Source organism: Massilia sp. LC238 (genome assembly GCF_000735635.1).
GTDB lineage: Bacteria > Pseudomonadota > Gammaproteobacteria > Burkholderiales > Burkholderiaceae_D > Telluria > Telluria varians.
The window spans coordinates 80959-97481 of record NZ_JNNN01000019.1; the positions used below are offsets into that span (position 1 = coordinate 80959).

18 protein-coding genes and 6 tRNA genes are annotated in these 16523 nt (G+C 65.9%); 12 read left to right on the forward strand and 12 right to left on the reverse strand.

What is annotated here, in order from left to right; all coding sequences use genetic code 11:
• The 11 genes from pdxJ to FG94_RS26425 all read left to right on the forward strand — a co-directional run bounded on the left by pdxJ (nt 1) and on the right by FG94_RS26425 (nt 5837).
• Nucleotides 1-774 carry a pyridoxine 5'-phosphate synthase gene (gene pdxJ, locus FG94_RS04100; RefSeq protein ID WP_036207438.1) on the forward strand — a complete coding sequence of 258 codons (774 nt, stop codon included), beginning with the start codon at nt 1-3 and terminating at the stop codon, nt 772-774.
• Between the two features lies 1 nt (nt 775).
• Nucleotides 776-1177, forward strand: a complete 402-nt coding sequence (acpS, locus tag FG94_RS04105; protein WP_036207439.1) for a holo-ACP synthase — start codon at nt 776-778, stop codon at nt 1175-1177.
• A gap of 177 nt (nt 1178-1354) precedes the next feature.
• Nucleotides 1355-3247 (forward strand): excinuclease ABC subunit UvrC, encoded by a 1893-nt coding sequence (gene uvrC, locus FG94_RS04110; RefSeq protein WP_081925776.1) that lies wholly within the window; start codon nt 1355-1357, stop codon nt 3245-3247.
• A gap of 275 nt (nt 3248-3522) precedes the next feature.
• Nucleotides 3523-4101 carry a CDP-diacylglycerol--glycerol-3-phosphate 3-phosphatidyltransferase gene (gene pgsA / locus FG94_RS04115; protein WP_036207442.1) on the forward strand — a complete coding sequence of 193 codons (579 nt, stop codon included), beginning with the start codon at nt 3523-3525 and terminating at the stop codon, nt 4099-4101.
• An 89-nt stretch (nt 4102-4190) separates the two neighbouring features.
• Nucleotides 4191-4266, forward strand: a tRNA-Gly gene (locus FG94_RS04120).
• Nucleotides 4267-4348: 82 nt separating this feature from the next.
• Nucleotides 4349-4424, forward strand: a tRNA-Gly gene (locus FG94_RS04125).
• Between the two features lie 46 nt (nt 4425-4470).
• A tRNA-Gly gene (locus tag FG94_RS04130) sits at nt 4471-4546 on the forward strand.
• A gap of 28 nt (nt 4547-4574) precedes the next feature.
• Nucleotides 4575-4650: transfer RNA gene (locus tag FG94_RS04135), tRNA-Gly, on the forward strand.
• Nucleotides 4651-4724: 74 nt separating this feature from the next.
• Nucleotides 4725-4798 (forward strand) — tRNA-Cys (locus FG94_RS04140).
• Nucleotides 4799-4935: 137 nt separating this feature from the next.
• Nucleotides 4936-5009 (forward strand) — tRNA-Cys (locus FG94_RS04145).
• Between the two features lie 180 nt (nt 5010-5189).
• Nucleotides 5190-5837, forward strand: a complete 648-nt coding sequence (locus tag FG94_RS26425; RefSeq protein WP_081925777.1) for an NnrS family protein — start codon at nt 5190-5192, stop codon at nt 5835-5837.
• 109 nt (nt 5838-5946) lie between these two features.
• Here FG94_RS26425 and modC read toward each other — a convergent pair whose 3' ends face one another.
• The 5 genes from modC to FG94_RS04175 are packed head-to-tail and all read right to left on the reverse strand — an operon-like array spanning nt 5947 to nt 9250.
• The gene (modC, locus tag FG94_RS04155; RefSeq protein WP_036207450.1) at nt 5947-7050 is read right to left on the reverse strand and encodes a molybdenum ABC transporter ATP-binding protein; all 1104 of its coding nucleotides are present in this window, start codon (nt 7048-7050) and stop codon (nt 5947-5949) included.
• Nucleotides 7047-7742, reverse strand: a complete 696-nt coding sequence (gene modB / locus FG94_RS04160; protein WP_036207453.1) for a molybdate ABC transporter permease subunit — start codon at nt 7740-7742, stop codon at nt 7047-7049. Before modB ends, modC begins: the two co-directional genes overlap by 4 nt.
• Before the next feature lie 6 nt (nt 7743-7748).
• Nucleotides 7749-8501 carry a molybdate ABC transporter substrate-binding protein gene (gene modA, locus FG94_RS04165; RefSeq protein WP_036207455.1) on the reverse strand — a complete coding sequence of 251 codons (753 nt, stop codon included), beginning with the start codon at nt 8499-8501 and terminating at the stop codon, nt 7749-7751.
• 25 nt (nt 8502-8526) lie between these two features.
• Nucleotides 8527-8991, reverse strand: coding sequence for a molybdenum cofactor biosynthesis protein MoaE (locus tag FG94_RS04170; RefSeq protein WP_036207458.1), 465 nt, complete (start codon nt 8989-8991; stop codon nt 8527-8529).
• A 1-nt stretch (nt 8992) separates the two neighbouring features.
• Nucleotides 8993-9250, reverse strand: a complete 258-nt coding sequence (locus FG94_RS04175) for a MoaD/ThiS family protein (RefSeq protein WP_036207461.1) — start codon at nt 9248-9250, stop codon at nt 8993-8995.
• A gap of 208 nt (nt 9251-9458) precedes the next feature.
• On the opposite strand from FG94_RS04175, the gene FG94_RS04180 reads away from it, so the two are divergent.
• Nucleotides 9459-10058: a nitroreductase family protein gene (locus FG94_RS04180; protein ID WP_036207464.1), complete on the forward strand. Its 600-nt coding sequence runs from the start codon at nt 9459-9461 to the stop codon at nt 10056-10058.
• Nucleotides 10059-10086: 28 nt separating this feature from the next.
• Here the strand turns inward: FG94_RS04180 and FG94_RS04185 are convergent, their stop codons facing one another.
• The 7 genes from FG94_RS04185 to FG94_RS04215 all read right to left on the reverse strand — a co-directional run bounded on the left by FG94_RS04185 (nt 10087) and on the right by FG94_RS04215 (nt 16512).
• Nucleotides 10087-10338, reverse strand: coding sequence for a hypothetical protein (locus FG94_RS04185; RefSeq protein WP_152570835.1), 252 nt, complete (start codon nt 10336-10338; stop codon nt 10087-10089).
• A 99-nt stretch (nt 10339-10437) separates the two neighbouring features.
• Nucleotides 10438-12942, reverse strand: coding sequence for an adenosylcobalamin-dependent ribonucleoside-diphosphate reductase (locus tag FG94_RS04190; protein WP_051996132.1), 2505 nt, complete (start codon nt 12940-12942; stop codon nt 10438-10440).
• A 96-nt stretch (nt 12943-13038) separates the two neighbouring features.
• Entirely contained in the window at nt 13039-13488 is a 450-nt protein-coding gene (locus FG94_RS04195; protein WP_036207468.1) for a putative zinc-binding protein, read from the reverse strand.
• Nucleotides 13481-13960 (reverse strand): SCP2 domain-containing protein, encoded by a 480-nt coding sequence (locus tag FG94_RS04200; RefSeq protein WP_051996134.1) that lies wholly within the window; start codon nt 13958-13960, stop codon nt 13481-13483. The genes FG94_RS04195 and FG94_RS04200 overlap by 8 nt, the downstream gene beginning before the upstream one ends.
• Before the next feature lie 35 nt (nt 13961-13995).
• The gene (locus FG94_RS04205; protein ID WP_036207470.1) at nt 13996-14883 is read right to left on the reverse strand and encodes a U32 family peptidase; all 888 of its coding nucleotides are present in this window, start codon (nt 14881-14883) and stop codon (nt 13996-13998) included.
• Between the two features lie 17 nt (nt 14884-14900).
• Nucleotides 14901-15947, reverse strand: a complete 1047-nt coding sequence (locus FG94_RS04210; protein ID WP_036207473.1) for a peptidase U32 family protein — start codon at nt 15945-15947, stop codon at nt 14901-14903.
• Nucleotides 15948-16107: 160 nt separating this feature from the next.
• Entirely contained in the window at nt 16108-16512 is a 405-nt protein-coding gene (locus FG94_RS04215) for a hypothetical protein (protein ID WP_036207476.1), read from the reverse strand.
• Nucleotides 16513-16523: the final 11 nt, after the last annotated feature.

Below are 16523 nucleotides of genomic sequence, written 5' to 3' on the forward strand. Positions count from 1 at the left end.
ATGAGCTTCCTGCAACCCCTTGGCTCCGTCATCGACCTCGGCGTCAACATCGACCACATCGCCACCGTGCGCAATGCCCGCGGCACCACGTATCCGGACCCGATCCGCGCGGCCCTGCTGGCCGAGCAGGCGGGCGCCGACCTGATCACCCTGCACCTGCGCGAAGACCGCCGCCACATCAAGGATGCCGACGTGATCGCGCTGCGCCCGCAACTGGCCACGCGCATGAACCTGGAAGCGGCGGTCACCCGCGAGATGATCGACTTCGCCTGCCAGGTCAAGCCGCAGGACGTGTGCCTGGTGCCGGAGCGCCGCGAGGAAGTCACCACCGAGGGCGGCCTGGACGTGATCCGCTACTACAAGGAAGTGGAAGCGGCGGTGCAGCAGTTGAAGAGCGAAGGCATCCGCGTGTCGCTGTTCATCGATGCCGACGAAGGGCAGATCGAAGCAGCTGCCGCGGTGGGCGCCACCGTGATCGAACTGCACACCGGCCGCTATGCCGAAGCCGAAGGCGAGGAGGCGCTGCGCGAGATCGAGCGCATCAAGCTCGGCGTGCGGGCGGGCGCCTCGCGCGGCCTGCGCGTGAACGCCGGCCACGGCCTGCACTACACCAACGTGCAGCCGATCGCGGCCATTGCCGACATCCACGAGCTCAACATCGGCCACGCGATCGTCGCCCACGCCCTGTTCGCGGGCTGGGAGAACGCGGTGCGCGAGATGAAGGCCATCATGGTGGCGGCGCGCCTTGGCGTGCAATACGGGGCAGGGGCCTGAGATGATCTACGGGATCGGCACCGACATCGTCCAGATCTCGCGTGTCGAGGCGGCGCTCGCGCGCAGCGGCCCGCGCTTCGCCGAGAAGATCCTCGGCCCCGAGGAACTGGCGAAGTACCATGCGCGGAGCAGCAAGAACGCGGTGCGCGGACTGCGCTTCCTGGCCACCCGCTTCTCCGCCAAGGAGGCGTTCTCGAAAGCGATCGGGCTGGGCATGCGCATGCCCATGACCTGGCGCTCGGCCCAGATGCTCAACGCACCCAGCGGCAAGCCGGTCATCGTGTGCAGCGGGGCCCTGGAAGAATTCATGCGCGCCAATGGTTTGACGGCGCAGGTGAGCGTCAGCGACGAGGCCGATTATGCGGTGGCCTTCGTGATCGTGACCAAGGACGTGGCCGCATAAAGTACAAGTAGGCAGGACGTGAGCAAGGAAGACGAGGGGACCGTCGCCTATGTGGCGAGCGGCGGGGCGGCGATGCCGGTCCCGGCAACGAAGCCGGCGCGCATCGGCGCCGCCAGACCCAGGATCAGGAAGATTGAGGCCGCCGCGCCACGCGTGCGGCCGGACAGTTGGCAGGCCATGAAAGAAGAACTGAAAGCGACTTTGAAGGGCGACGCGGCGCAACCGGTGCAACCGACCGAAGCGGCGCGCGAGCAGGTGCTGGCGACTGTGGCAAAACTGCCCGGCCTGCCGGGCGTGTACCGCTATTTCGACGCCAACGGGAACGTGCTCTACGTCGGCAAGGCGCGCAACCTCAAGAACCGGGTGTCGAGCTACTTCCAGAAGAACCTGTCGAGCCCGCGCATCGCGATGATGGTGTCGCAGATCGCGCACCTGGAGACCACGGTGACGAGCAGCGAGGCCGAGGCGCTGATCCTGGAAAACAACCTGATCAAGTCGCTCAAGCCGCGCTACAACATCCTGTTCCGCGACGACAAAAGCTACCCCTACATCCGGATCACGGGCGGCGAGGCGCCGCGCCTGGGCTACTACCGCGGCGCGCTGGACAAGAAGAACCAGTACTTCGGGCCTTTCCCCAGCGCCTGGGCGGCCAAGGAATCGATCCAGCTGCTGCAGCGGGTCTTCCTGCTGCGCACCTGCGAGGACAGCGTCTACAGCAACCGCACGCGTCCCTGCCTGCTGCACCAGATCGGCCGCTGCAGCGCGCCTTGCGTCGACCTGATCACGCCGGAAGACTACAAGCGCGACGTCGACAACGCGGCGCGCTTCCTGCGCGGGCGCCAGAGCGAAGTGCTGGAGGACCTGGAGCAGAAAATGCAGTCCTACGCGATGGAGCTGAAGTTCGAGCAGGCCGCCAGCGTGCGCAACCAGATCCAGGCCCTGTCGAAAGTGCTGCACGCGCAGAGCATGGAAACCGTGGGCGACGCCGACGTCGACGTGATCGCCGTGGTGGTGCAGGGCGGGCGCGCCTGCGTCAACCTGGCGATGGTGCGCGGCGGACGCCACCTGGGCGACCGTGCCTATTTCCCGACCCACGTCGGCGAATCGCTGGGCGAGTGCCCGATCGAGGTCGAGGTGCTGTGCGCCTTCCTGGCCCAGCACTACGCGGGCCAGTTCATTCCGGGCACCCTGATCCTGAACATCGAGTTCGACCAGCCCGAGCTGATCGTGGCCTTGTCGGAGCAGTGCGGCCACCGCATCAACCTGATCTTCCAGCCGCAGGGGCAGCGCCGCCAGTGGCTGGAGCTGGCCTGCAAGAACGCCGAGATCGCACTCGCGCGCCTGCTCTCCGAGCAGGGCTCGCAGCAGGCGCGCACGCGCGCGCTGGCCGAGGCGCTGTCGCTGGACAGCGAAACCCTCGACGAGCTGCGCATCGAATGCTTCGACATCAGCCACACGGCGGGCGAAGCGACCCAGGCCTCCTGCGTGGTGTTCCACCACCACCAGATGCAGAACGGCGAGTACCGCCGCTTCAACATCAACGGCATCACGCCGGGCGACGACTACGCCGCGATGCGCCAGGTGCTGCAGCGCCGTTACGAGAAGGTGGCCAATGGCGAAGGCGTCATGCCCGACATCGTGCTGGTCGACGGCGGCAAGGGCCAGGTCGAGATGGCGCGCCAGGTATTCGAGGAACTGGGCCTGGACATCGCGATGATCGTCGGCGTGGCCAAGGGGGAAGGGCGCCGCGTGGGCCTGGAAACCCTGATCTTCGCCGACGGCCGCGCGCCGCAGGAGCTGGGCAAGGAATCGGCCGCGCTGATGCTGGTGGCCATGATCCGCGACGAGGCGCACCGCTTTGCCATTACCGGCATGCGCGCCAAGCGCGCCAAGGCCAGACAAGCCTCGCGCCTGGAAGAGATCGAAGGCATCGGCGCCAAGCGCCGCCAGCGCCTGCTGGCGCGCTTCGGCGGCCTGCGCGGCGTGATCGACGCCAGCGTGGAAGACCTGATGTCGGTGGAGGGCATCTCGAGTACGCTGGCGGAGGAGATATACAGGCAGCTCCACTGAGTTACTGGACCGGGGCTTTTGCCCCGGTTTTGTTTTCGGGGTGCGCAAAATTGGATCCCGGCCTACGCCGGGATGACGGTCTTTCGTGCGAAGGTCTGAACAACTTTGTGGCCCGCTACTTGAGCACGTCATCCCGGCGCAGGCCGGGATCCAAGTTCGTTATGCAGCCACTAACTCGACCGTGCACCCCATACAGACGAGTCACCTAGTCCAATTTGCAATACCCATGTAGACTGTCGCCCAAACTTTTCATTCCCGTAATCAGCGTTTTTCCTATGCCTTTCAACATCCCGATTCTCCTGACCTGGCTACGTGTAGCGCTGATTCCCCTGGTTGTAGGCGTCTTCTATCTCCCGACCCACTGGCTGCCGCTGGCCGACCGCAACCTTGCCGCGACCCTGGTCTTCATCATCGCCGCCGTCACCGACTGGTTCGACGGCTTCCTGGCGCGCCGCTGGAACCAGACCTCGGCCTTCGGCGCCTTCCTCGATCCGGTCGCGGACAAGCTGATGGTGGCCGGCGCATTGCTGGTGCTGGTGCAGCTGGACCGCGTGAACGCCATCATCGCCTTCATCATCATCGGCCGCGAGATCACCATCTCCGCCTTGCGCGAATGGATGGCCCAGATCGGCGCCACCAAGTCGGTGGCGGTGAGTTCGCTCGGCAAGATCAAGACCGCCGCCCAGATGACGGCGATTCCGATGCTGCTGTTCCATGACGTGCTGTTCGGGATCGACACCCTGTACTGGGGCGAGTACTTCCTGTGGCTGGCCGGCGGGCTGACGGTCTGGTCGATGTTCTACTACCTGCGCCGGGCGTGGCCGCTTATTAAGGAAAAGGCAGGAAACTTGTAAGAAATGTTCCGTGTCATCCTTGACGTACGGAATAGAATCTCTATAATGCCTGCCTGTTGCGACAACAACGCAGCAGAATGAAAGACAAAGCGGGAGTAGCTCAGTTGGTAGAGCGCAACCTTGCCAAGGTTGAGGTCGAGAGTTCGAGACTCTTCTCCCGCTCCAAGTTTTTCAGGTGACACGATCAGTTGCACGATTGAGAAACTTGAGAAAATGTCAAAGTTCTGCGATAATCGTTGTTCTGTACGCGGGAGTAGCTCAGTTGGTAGAGCGCAACCTTGCCAAGGTTGAGGTCGAGAGTTCGAGACTCTTCTCCCGCTCCAGTTATCTTCGGATGGCTCGGTGCGACAGGCGTAAGTAAGACTCAATGCGGGAGTAGCTCAGTTGGTAGAGCGCAACCTTGCCAAGGTTGAGGTCGAGAGTTCGAGACTCTTCTCCCGCTCCAAAGGTTTTACGACAGGTAGGACTCCAATGCGGGAGTAGCTCAGTTGGTAGAGCGCAACCTTGCCAAGGTTGAGGTCGAGAGTTCGAGACTCTTCTCCCGCTCCAAATTCAGAGAAGACATTGCTTCTCGGTTGATACGGCACATAACCGGCCGGGTCAGCTGTTCCAAGATTACCTCTGGCGAGGTAGCAAAGCGGTTATGCAGCGGCCTGCAAAGCCGTCTAGACGGGTTCGACTCCCGTCCTCGCCTCCAGATCGTATCAAGCACGGGCCCTGTTCAGGGCCCGTTTGCTTTTCCGGCCCCAGCTTTCCGCCATTCGAGTCATATAGATATGCGTGGCTTTGCGCCAGCACACAGCCGAACGCAGCCATCGGTCTAAGATAGGTTCTGGCGAGGTAGCAAAGAGGTTATGCAGCGGCCTGCAAAGCCGCCGAGACAGGTTCGATTCCTGTCCTCGCCTCCATATACCAAGTTCGTTCTCTCCGCCGGCCGCTGATGATACAGCCGTCCAGGCATTGCGCCTGCCGTGCATGGATCCAATGCGGCGTTTCGCAGGCTTCCCGACACCATAGTTATTCCGGCGGATTGCCCGTTCCTCCGCCACCCCCTACGATGCGTTGTCGTCCAAACACTCATCGGGAAAATGCCAGTATCGAGCAGCAGGGCCGCTTCTCCAGGCTCCATCACAATTGGATACGGTGTTGTCAACGCAGCGGCGCGTCCGTTCTACCCGTTGGCCTCAGGTCTCGCTGTAGTCGTGCTGTTCGTATGGGTGGCGAGCGCGCTTGAATGGACGGTGCATCCACATATCGATCCGCGCTGGTTTGCGCATGAGGCGATTTTCGGTGTGCTTGCGGCTGTATTCACTGGTTTCCTCTACAAGTCAGCTCGGGATTGGATGGCATTGGATCCGCTGCGCAGTATCTGGCCGGTGGCAACGGGACTCGTATGGCTCGCTGGACGAGGGGCAATGTTAGCGGCGCCGCATCCTGCTCTCGCTGCGATCGACTGTGCGTTCCTGTTTCTGGCCCCTTTGCCGTTTTATCGGGTTCTCAAACGGTCGCGAATGTTGAAACACGTCGTTCTGGTTGACTTGCTGTGCTTGCTGGCCCTGTTGAATTTCCTCTACCATGCAGCAATACTGGGCCTGTCTCGGCTCGCCCCCGGCGCACTGGTCGGGACAGCCGCCTTGGTCAGCGTCGTCCTGGCAATAGCATGCGCTCGACATGGTGGAGCGGATCGGCAACGCGCTGCGGCAGCCGTCGTTCAATCTCGGCGCAGCGATTCCTGAACCGGCTGCGCGCTGTCCCTTGCGTGATCGGGATTGTCCCCGTCGCAGCAAGCATGGGGGCGACACGGACTGGCGACGCGATTCCCTTATGGCGTCCGCTCGCGGCGGCCTAGGAAAGCAATGCCACGCGTTGCATCTGCACCCAGACTTTGCGCCCCGGCACGATACCGAATTCTTGCAGGAGTCGTGCTTTGACGCGCGCCAGGAAGGGTGTCGGCCCGACCCGTAACTGCACCAGTACCTCATCCATCGCGTCGTTCGCGGCGGCCACCGCCGTGATCTCGGCAGGAAGGGCGTTGGCACTGCCGGATGTCGATGGATCGATCAGCGACAGGCCAATGTCGCGCGCATCGACGCGGCAACGAAGCCGGCTGCCGATCGCCTCCGCGCGGCGCCCAACCGTAAGCATGCCTCCCGGAAAACTCAGCGAGGACAGGTCGCCGGCGTCGTGCCGTGTCAGCACGGCGTCGAACACGGCGCCGATCTCAGGCCCGACATGCGGCGGCAGGTCGACCCGTGCCAGCGTTTCGCCCAATGGCCCGCTGGCAAGCACTTTTCCTTCATCGAGCAGGACCAGGTGGTCAGCCAGTCGCGCCACCTCGTCCGGCGCATGGCTTACATAGACGATTGGAATGGCCAGCTCGTCACGCAGCCGCTCCAGATAGGGAAGGATCTCGCGCTTGCGTCTGAAGTCGAGCGCGGCCAGGGGCTCGTCCATGAGCAGGACGCGCGGCGAGGCCAGCAATGCGCGTGCAATGGCAACCCGCTGGCGTTCGCCGCCGGACAAGCGCGCAGGACGCTGGTCCAGCAGCGCCGCGATACCGAGCAGCTCTGTAATCGCGCCGGGGCTGAGACGGCGCTCGTGCACCGGTACCCGCTTGAAGCCGAATTCGAGATTGCCGCGCACCGTCAAATGATCGAACAGGCTGGCTTCCTGGAATACATAGCCGAGCGCCCGCCGGTGCGGAGGGACGAACAGCTTGCGTCCATCGTCCTGCCAGACCTCGTCGCCAAAGGACACGCGTGCACCGGCGATTCGGTCGAGGCCTGCAATCACGCGCAAGCAGGTGGTCTTGCCCGATCCGGAATGCCCGAACAGGGCGCTGATCCCGTCCTGCGGCAACGCAAGGTCGATGTCGAGCGCAAAGCCGTCCGGCTCGACCGCTGCGCTGGCGCGTAGCGCCACATTGAACTGTACCCGTAAGCCATTCATGTGCGCGGTTTCCGTATCGATTGGGGATAGAAGGTGTAAAGGGCGAACAAGACCACGAAGCTGAACACGAGCATGCCTCCCGCAAGCCAGTGCGCCTGCGTGTAGGCCATCGCTTCGACATGGTCATAGATCTGGACAGACACGACACGCGTCTCGTTCGGGATATTCCCGCCAATCATCAATACCACGCCGAATTCGCCGACCGTATGGGCAAATCCAAGCACGGCTGCGGAAAGGAATCCCGGCCGGGCCAGCGGCACCACCACGGTCCAGAAACTGTCCCATGGACTTGCGCGCAGCGTCGCCGCGACTTCGAGGGGGCGCCTGCCGATCGCGTCGAAGGCGTTCTGCAGGGGCTGCACCGCGAACGGCAGGGAGTACACGACCGAGGCCAGCACCAGGCCCTCGAAGGTAAATGGTTTGATGCCCATCCCGAGGGCCACGCTGATGCGGCCAAGCGGGCCTTCAGGCCCCAGCGCGAGCAGCATGTAGAAGCCGAGCACGGTGGGCGGGAGTACGATCGGCAGCGCGACCAGGGCGCCCACCACGGGTTTCAAACGCGAGCGCGTGCGCGCTAGCCACCACGCCAGCGGCGTGGCGACCAGCAACAGCAGGAGGGTGACCAGCGTCGCCAGTTTCACGGTCAGCCAGACCGCGGCGAGATCACCGGCAAGCGGATCGATGTCTTCCATGCTCCGCTACTCGTAACCATGGAAGCGGATGATCCGACGTGCCTCGTCGGAGCGCAGGTAGGCTGCCAGCTCCCAGGCCGCCGGGTTGGCCGCGCCCTTGGCAAGCACGACGGCGTCCTGGCGGATCGGCGCATGCAACTCGGCCGGCACGACCCATGCCGATCCACCGATGAAACTGCCACCCCGGTAGACGTCGGACATGGCCACGAATCCGAGGGCAGCGTTGCCGGTCTTGACGAATTGATAGGTCTGGGCGATGTTTTCCCCTTGGACCAGCTTGCTTTTCAGTCCATCGAGCAGGCGTAGCTGTTGAAGGACGTCCACGGCGGCTGCGCCGTAGGGCGCCGTCCTGGGATTGGCGATCGCCAGGTGCGTGAACCCGCGGTTTGCCAGCACGGCTCCCTTTGCATCGACCAGCGAAGCCTGCGCCGACCACAGTACCAGCCGGCCGGTGGCATAGTTGAAAGCTGTGCCGGGCACGCCCAGGCCTTCAGCGACCAGCCTGGCGGGCGTCGCGGCGTCGGCCGCCAGCAGCAGCCCGTAAGGTGCGCCATGCTTGACCTGTGCGTAGAACTTGCCGGTCGCGCCGAAGGCAAGGACGGTTTTGTGGCCACTCTTTTTCTCGAAAGCCTGCGCAATCTTCTGCATGGGCGCGGAGAAATTCGAGGCTACCGCCACGTGTACCTCGGCAGCATCGGCGGAAGGGGCCGCACCGACACATGCCAGTGCGACGAGCAGGATTGGGAGAAAATTTTTCATCGTATGCTGGAGGTCGGCAGCGAGCTCAAGCCCGGGCACCTGCCCGCCACTTCGCCATGCCGGCCTCGTCGGAGGCCCGTGCCTCCACCCAGTGCGCGCCATCCGCCCTCATTTCCTTTTTCCAGAAAGGGGCCCGGGTCTTGAGGTAGTCCATGACGAACTCGCAGGCGGCGAATGCCTCGCCGCGGTGGCGCGCCGCCACTGCCGCGAGCACGATCTGGTCGCAGCCGCGCAGGGCACCGATCCGGTGGATCACCAGGATGTCGGCGACCGGCCAGCGCCGGCTAGCTTCCTGGGCAATGGCTTCCAGTGCTGCCTCGGTCATGCCGGGATAGTGTTCGAGTTCCATGTGTGAGACGGCGTTGGCGCCGTTCATTTCACGCACCGTGCCGACGAAGGCCACCACGGCGCCAACGCCGGGCTGGCCGGCTCGCAAGGCGGCGATCTCGGTAGACAGGTCGAAGTCCTCGTGCTGTACGCGTACGGGCATGTCAACCCCCGGTCACGGGAGGGAAGAAGGCAAGCTCGGCGCCATCGTGCACCGGGCTGTCGAGGCTGCCCAAGACCTGGTCGACCGCGACCCGGAACGCGCTGGGGTCGGACAGGGCTTCGGCCCAGGCGCCGCCGCGCGCGCGCAGCGCTTGCAGCACATCCGCGGCAGTGCGGGTACTGTCCGGCAGCGTCAGGTTGTCGGAGGAGACCCCGAGGGGCTCGCGCAGGCTGGCGAAGAGCCGCAGTTTGATGTGCATGGTGGTCGAATGCGGAGCGAATGGTTTCGGTGGAAGCGTTTGCCGACATTCTAGGGAGATCGCCGGCGCATGGCTGTCGGCATGACGGCTTACGCCGACCTAGTCATTCCGGCCTACGTGCCAGGCTGAATGGTCGAGTTCGTCCGCAAGAGAGGCGTGCGACAATATCCCGCATTACACCGGCCGAGTCCAGGCAACAGAGGTCATCATGGAATTCCCCACCTACCCGCCGCCTGCATTGTCCGACGAGCTGTGGACGGTGCTGGCTGCACGCCGCAATACATCGCTGCGCCGCTTGCAGGCGCCCGGCCCCGACGAGGCGGGCCTGCAGCGCATCTGCGAGGCGGCAGGGCATGCGCCCGATCATGCCAAGCAGCGTTCGTGGCGCCTCGTTTTGATTCCGGCGCATAAGCGCCATGAACTGGGCGATGCCTTCGTGGACGCTCTGGTGCAGCGCGAGCCGGACGCAGATGAAGACGCGCGCAGCGCTGCCCATGGCAAGGCCTTCCACGCGCCCTGCCTGCTGGTCGCCGTTTTGCGCGCCGATCCAGCGCTTGCAGATGTTCCTGTGGCCGAGCGCCTGGTGTCGCTGGGGTGCGCGGTGCAGAACATGCTGATCGCGGCGCAGGCCCTCGGCATTGCCAGCGGCCTGGCCAGCGGCGCCGCGCTGGCCGCTTCCGGCATGCGCCGCCTGCTGGGGCTGGAGGCGGGCGAGCAGGCAGTGTGCTTCATCGGCTTCGGCAGCGCCGAGTGCGTCAAGGCGGCGCGCCCGCGCCCGCAGCCCGCGCACTACCTGACGGTGCTGTGAACGGGCCGCGCGGGCGCGCCAGGGGCTGCTAGACGCCGCCGCACGAGCCGCAGCAGCTGCCCGAGCGGGCGGCGCGCTGCTGCAGGGGGAAGCCCGAGCGCGAAATGCTGGTGTCGATTTCCTGCGGCGAGGTCAGGTCGTCGTCGTACTGCAGGTCCACCCGGCTGCTGCCTGCAGCCAGCTCGACGGCGCGGATGCCCGGCATGGACCGTAGCACGCCCAGCATCTTGTCGATGCTGGCGTGATCGAGGACGGCGTTCAATTGAAGTGAGTGTTCCATCTTGGCTCCTTGGGAATCGGTATCGGGTGCATTCATCGTAGCCGCGCCACGCGCGCAGTTCCTTAAAGCAGTTCAGGTTTTTCGCATGTGCATTCCCGGTCAACCGCAGCTGCCGATGTAATTGCACTCGGTGCAGCGCGCGCAGCCGTCCACCTTCTGCAGGGTGCGCGCGCCGCACTCGGGGCATTTCTCGGCCGGGCGTGCCGGCGCCGCGACCGCGTCGGCCTGCGCCGCCATCGTCCCCGCCGGGTCCGCGTGTGCGCTGCCGCGCAGCCGCAGCAGGCGGTCGAGCTGGGGCACCGGCACCTGATTGCCGTAAGCGTCCAGGAAACCGCGCCCGATCAGGATCCGCTGCAGCATGAAGGCGATGGCGGCCACTTCCGAATCGTGGTACACCGGTACCTGGACGCCGTCCTCGCGGGTGAGATGACCGCAGCGCACCGGTCCCTTTTCCCATACCACTTCGCGCATGTCGCCGAGCGCCTTGGCGATCGAGCTGCCAGCGCGCGCGGCCATCGACAGCAGGCGCATGGTCGAGGTGATCCATTGCTGGCCGTCGCTGCGCTGGTTGGCCGGCATGAAGAACTCGAAGGGGCGCTCGATCCTCACCGGGTGCCCGTCCAGCATGCCGTCGACCTGGATGAAGCTGATGGTGAGGTAGACCGCCTTCTTGCCCTCCTGGGTGCTGTACTCCACCTTGGCGGTCACCGACTCGAGCTCGCCGATGGGGCGGCTTTCGAAGCGCCGGCGCAGCGGGTCGGTGTCGGCGGAGCAGGCCAGCTCAGGGGCGGAGGTGGGGGCAGGAGCGGACGGCGCCGGCACGACGCTCAGGACGCTGCCGATGACGCTGTTCGGCCGATAGGTGGCCAATCCCTTAAGCCCGGCCCGCCAGGCTTCGGTGTACAGGTCCTTGAACCCCTCGTAGGGATAGTCGGCCGGCACGTTGACGGTCTTGGAGATAGCGGTATCGATAAAGGGTTGTACCGCCTCCATCATGCGCAGGTGGTCGTGCGCGGACATCTCCAGGGCCGTCACGAACTGTTGCGGCAGCGCGCCGTCGCCGACCTCATGGCCCAGGTGACGGTACAGGCGCCAGGCGTGGTCCGCGACCTCGTAGGTCCGGGTGCTGTCGTCCGGCATGCGCTTCTTGCGGTGGTACACCCACGAAAAGGCCGGCTCGATGCCGTTCGAGGCATTGTCGGCAAAGGCAAGCGAGATCGTTCCGGTCGGCGCGATCGACAGCAGGTGCGAGTTGCGGATGCCATGCAGTGCGATCTCTGCGCGCAGGCTTTCGGGCAGGCGCTGCATGAACTGTCCGTCCAGGTAGCGCTGCGCGTCGAACAGCGGGAACGGGCCTTTCTCGCGTGCCAGCGCGATCGACGCGGCATAGGCGGCGTCGCGCAGTTCGCAGGCAATGCGGGCGGCCATGGCGCGCCCTTCTTCACTGTCGTAGCGGATCCCGAGCATGACCAGCGCGCTGCCCAGGCCCATGAATCCCAGGCCCACCCGGCGCTTGTCGCGGCCTTCGGCGGCCTGCGGCGGCAGCGGCCACTGGGTCGCGTCGAGCGCCAGGTCGAGCATGCGCACGCCGATCGCGGCGACCTCGCGCATGGTATCGAAGTCGAAGCGCGCCTCGGCGCCGAACGGCTGGCGCACATAGCGCGTCAGGTTCAGTGAACCGAGGTCGCAGCAGCCGTAGGGCGGCAGGGGCTGCTCGCCGCAGGGATTGGTGGCCGCCAGCCGCTCGAGGTAGTAGAGGTTGTTTTCCGCGTTCATGCGGTCGATGAACAGGACGCCCGGTTCCGCATGATCGTAGGTCGAGCGCATGACCTTGTCCCACAGTTCGCGGGCGCGCACCCGCCGGTACGTCCACAGGCCGTCGTCGCGCCGGAAGGCACCGTCGGCCAGCGCATCCGGCCCCGGTTCGGCCTGGTGCCGCAGTTCGAACTCGCCGTCGGCCAGCAGGGCCGCCATGAATTCGTCGCTCACGCCGACCGACAGGTTGAAGTTGCTGAAGGCGCCGCCGTCCTTTGCCGCGATGAAGCGCTCGACGTCGGGATGGTCGACACGCAGCACGCCCATCTGGGCGCCGCGCCGGGCGCCCGCCGACTCGACCGTGCGGCACGAAGCGTCGAACACTTCCATGTACGAGACCGGCCCGGAGGCCCGCGAATGGGTGCCGCGCACGACGCTGCCCGCCGGGCGGATCGGACTGAAGTCGTAACCGACGCCGCCGCCGCGCCGCATGGTTTCGGCCGCTTCCGCCACCGCGGTGTAAATGCCGGGCAGGCCGTCATGGCTGCCGGTGATCGAGTCGCCCACCGGCTGCACGAAGCAGTTCATCAGGGTCGCCTTGATGCCCAGGCCAGCGGCCGAGTTGATGCGGCCGGCAGGGACGAAACCCTGTTCCTGGGCCCACAGGAAGCGCTGTTCCATCTCCTGGCGCAAGGCTTCGGCCTCGTGGCCTGCCAGGGCGCGCGCGACGCGCGCGCGCACCTCGCCGATACTGGTCTCGTTTCCTTTGGCGTACTTCTCGCGCAGTACGTCGACCGACACCTCCTGGGGTGCCATGGTCGCTGCGAACATCTGGTCATTGGCGTTCATGGTTCTCGCGATAGAGGGATCCGCACGGGATCCGGTTGGTTGATCTGCAACGCCATCCACTATCCGCGTAAAGCCGCGATGCCGCCTTAAACTGGTTCAAGAAAAGAGGGGAGCAAGGGTGTCGGCGACTACCTCGGCGGGCGTCGGCGCATCCGGGAAAGCGGGCAGCGGATCCCGGTGCAGCAGTGCGGCTTGCGCGGCCACGCGCGCCACCATCGCCTCGGCCTGATCGGGGTCGAAACCGGCATGGTAGCGCTTCCTGACGCCGTGCTCGCCGAGTTGCCAGTGCGTGTCAGGCTCGACGCCGTGGCGCGCCAGGCAACTCTTCGCGCACACCAGCGGGCAGCCGTCGATCGTCACCACCGGACGCCCGGACTTGGCGAGCTTCACCAGGGACGGCACGTCGCCGCCGACGCCGGCGATGCAGGACATCTCGGCCACGCCGAGGCGGTCCAGCGCGAGGGCGATGTAGTTGGCCATCTGCGCCGCGCTCGAACAGCCCGAGCACGAGTACACAAGCGGGATGCTGGCGCGGTCCTTAGGCATGGGACGCTCCCTGCCGTGAGGCGCGCAGCGAACCCGGGCGGCGAGGTAACAGGCCGTCCAGCGAGAACAGCGGGTGCTCGATCGCGTCCAGGGTGTTCTTGACCAGCAGGCCCAGCTCGGTATCGCCTTCCATCACCAGCCGGCGGCTGAAGAACAGCGTATCGGGATCTTCCTTGCGTGCGGCAAGCAAGGCGAAATCGCGCAGGCTGGCGCTGATGCTCAGGTCGGCCTCGCCCGAGCGTCTGGCCGGGGCGAAGGCGCGGCCGCGCCAGACGAAGTCGAAGGCGATGCCGGCGTCCAGCGCGCGCAGGCGCAGTCGCTTGCCGGCCAGGCCGGCGCGCACGTCCTCCGGCAGGTGCCGGACCAGGATCCGGTTGAGTGCCGCCGCGAACAGGCAGGAACCCGGATAGGCGGGCAGCAGCGACAGGAGGCGGCCGACGGGGGGCGGCAGGAGTTGCGGTGCATGGTGCATGATTGTCCTCATGGTTGTCCACGTGATGGCCGCGTTCATGCGGCCTGTTTGTCCAGCCCGGGCAGGCCATGCCAGAAGCCGTCGCAGGCCGCCGCCGGCATCAGCGGCGCCATCTGCCGGGCCGCCTCGCGTCCGTCCAGGCGGCCGTGCAGTGTGGCGTGCGCCAGGTCGACGATGGCGCGCATGTGCGCCGCCTGGGGACTGAGGCGCACGACGTCCACGCCCATGGCGCGCATGACGTCGAACTGGTCGAGCAGGTTGTAGACCAGGGCCGACTGGGTCTGGATGCCGTTCAGGACCAGGAAGGGCTGCTTCTCGCGTGTTTCCATGAGCAGGCCGTCGGGATGGTCGATGCAGCTGAAGCGGCAGTCGTCCTTGGGGAGATTGCGGTGGCGCGCCGTGAAGCAGCGCGCCGAGAATGCCAGCGGCAGGCGGCCGTAGGCGAATACTTCGGTCTGCAATGCCGGAGGCTTCTCTTCGAGCAGGGCCGCCAGGCCACTGCGCGACATCTCCAGCGGCATGACCCAGCGGGTGGCGCCGGCATTGGCCAGGATCGCCAGCGACTGCGCGCTGTAGAGGTTCAGGTGCGGCCCGGCGACGAAGGGCAGGCCGTTCATGCAGTGAACGGCGCCGAAGTCGTTGGCCTCGACCAGGTGGCGGCCGTTGGCGGCGATCCGGCGCAGGATGCCGAGGTCCGGGCCCGATTCGATCAGCACCTGGGTCGACAGCACCACCTGCTTGCCTGCCGCTTCCAGCATGGCGGCCAGCGCCAGCCAGTCGGCCAGGCGCAGTTCGTGGCGGCGCGAGCAGACGGTTTCGCCAAGGTAGACGATGTCGACCGGCGTCGCCGCCATGGTTTCGTAGAACGTGAACACGGTGTCGCGCGGCCAGTAATACTGGATGGGGCCGAGGGCAATTTTCATCGTAGGCTCCGGATCGTTCATTTCCATGGGCGGTGATAGGCGCCCAGGGTGTGCTGCTGGCCCTCCGCCACCTTGTCGAGTTCGGCCATCCAGGCCGGACGCACGGCATAGCGCTGCCGTTCGGCGCTGCACAGGTCGATGGCTTCGCGCCAGACGCGCGTCACCTGCGCGACGTAGGCGGGACTGCGCTGGCGCCCCTCGATCTTGATGGCGCGCGCGCCCAGCTTGATCAGCTTCGGCAGGATTTCCAGGGTGTTCAGGCTGGTCGGCTCCTCGACCGCGTAATAGGTGTCGCCATCCACGTCGAAACGGCCCTTGCACAGGGTTGGATAACCGGCGTGCTCCGAGGCGTCGTAGCGGTCGATCAGCACCTCGTTCAGGCGCGCCTCGAGGCCCGCCGGCGTGTGCTGCCAGCGCACCGCCTTGGCCGGCGAGCACACCCCGTGGGTGTTGGGCGACTCCCCGGTCGCATAGGACGACAACTGGCAGCGGCCCTCCACCATGACGCACAGGCTGCCGAAGCCGAACACCTCGATCTCGACCGGCGTGTTGCCGATCACCTGCTCGACCTGGGCGAGCGAGAGCACGCGCGGCAGCACCGCGCGGGCGATGCCGAAATGGCGGTGGTAGAAGTTGATCGCTTCCGCGTTCGTGGCCGAGCCCTGTACCGACAGGTGCAGGCGCAGATCGGGATGCACGCGCGCGACATATTCCATCAGGCCCGGATCGGCCAGGATGACGGCGTCGATGCCGGCCATGGCGGCGCGGTCGATGGCCTGGCGCCATACGTCCCAGGCGCCGGGTTGCGGATAGGTGTTGAGGGCCAGGAAGACCTTGCGGCCGCGCCGGTGGGCATACTGGATGCCGTCGGCGATGGCGGCGTCGCCGAAGTTCAGGCCGGCGAAATTGCGCGCATTGGTGGCGTCGCGAAAACCGAGGTAGACGCAGTCGGCGCCGTTGTCGACGGCGGCCTTGAGCGCGGGGAGGCTGCCGGCAGGGCAGACGAGTTCGACCGGCGCGCGCGCCGACGGCGCGCGGCTTGCATCGGAAGGGGTGAGTGACATGGATAGCGGGACGGGTAGTGCTCGGCCAGGGGCCGTGCTGTCGATCGATGCCGGCAGCGTGCCGGCCCTGCGGGAAAGCCTCCGTTCTCCCATGTCACGACTATAGCGGCGAGGTACCCGGCGCGCCTTAAACTGGTTCAAGAACCGGGCAAGGAGCGCGTTAGAAGAAGCGCACCGGCTGCCCGTCCGGATCGAAGGCAGCGAAGCGATCGATGGCGCCGCGGTGCACGGCATCGATCATCATCTTCAGGGCGCGCTCGACGTCCTGGCCGCCGGGCGGCTGGCCGTCGCGGCCCGGCAGGGCGGCCACGAACACCATGTCCCAGGGCTGGCCGGTCTGGCGCGACTCCTCGGCCAGGGCTGCGAAGCTGGCCAGTTCGGCGGCCGACTTGTCGACGCACATCACGGGTGTCAAGGCGCCGCCCCGGCCGGCATCGAAGCGCTTTTTCTGTCCGGGAGAATGCGTTTGCGGCAGCTCGGCGGCGGCGAACACGAACAGCAGTTGCTGCGGTTCGTCCTGGGCGCCGGCGGCGGCAAGGAAATCGGAGAAGTCGTTGAGTTGCATGATAGGGGGGC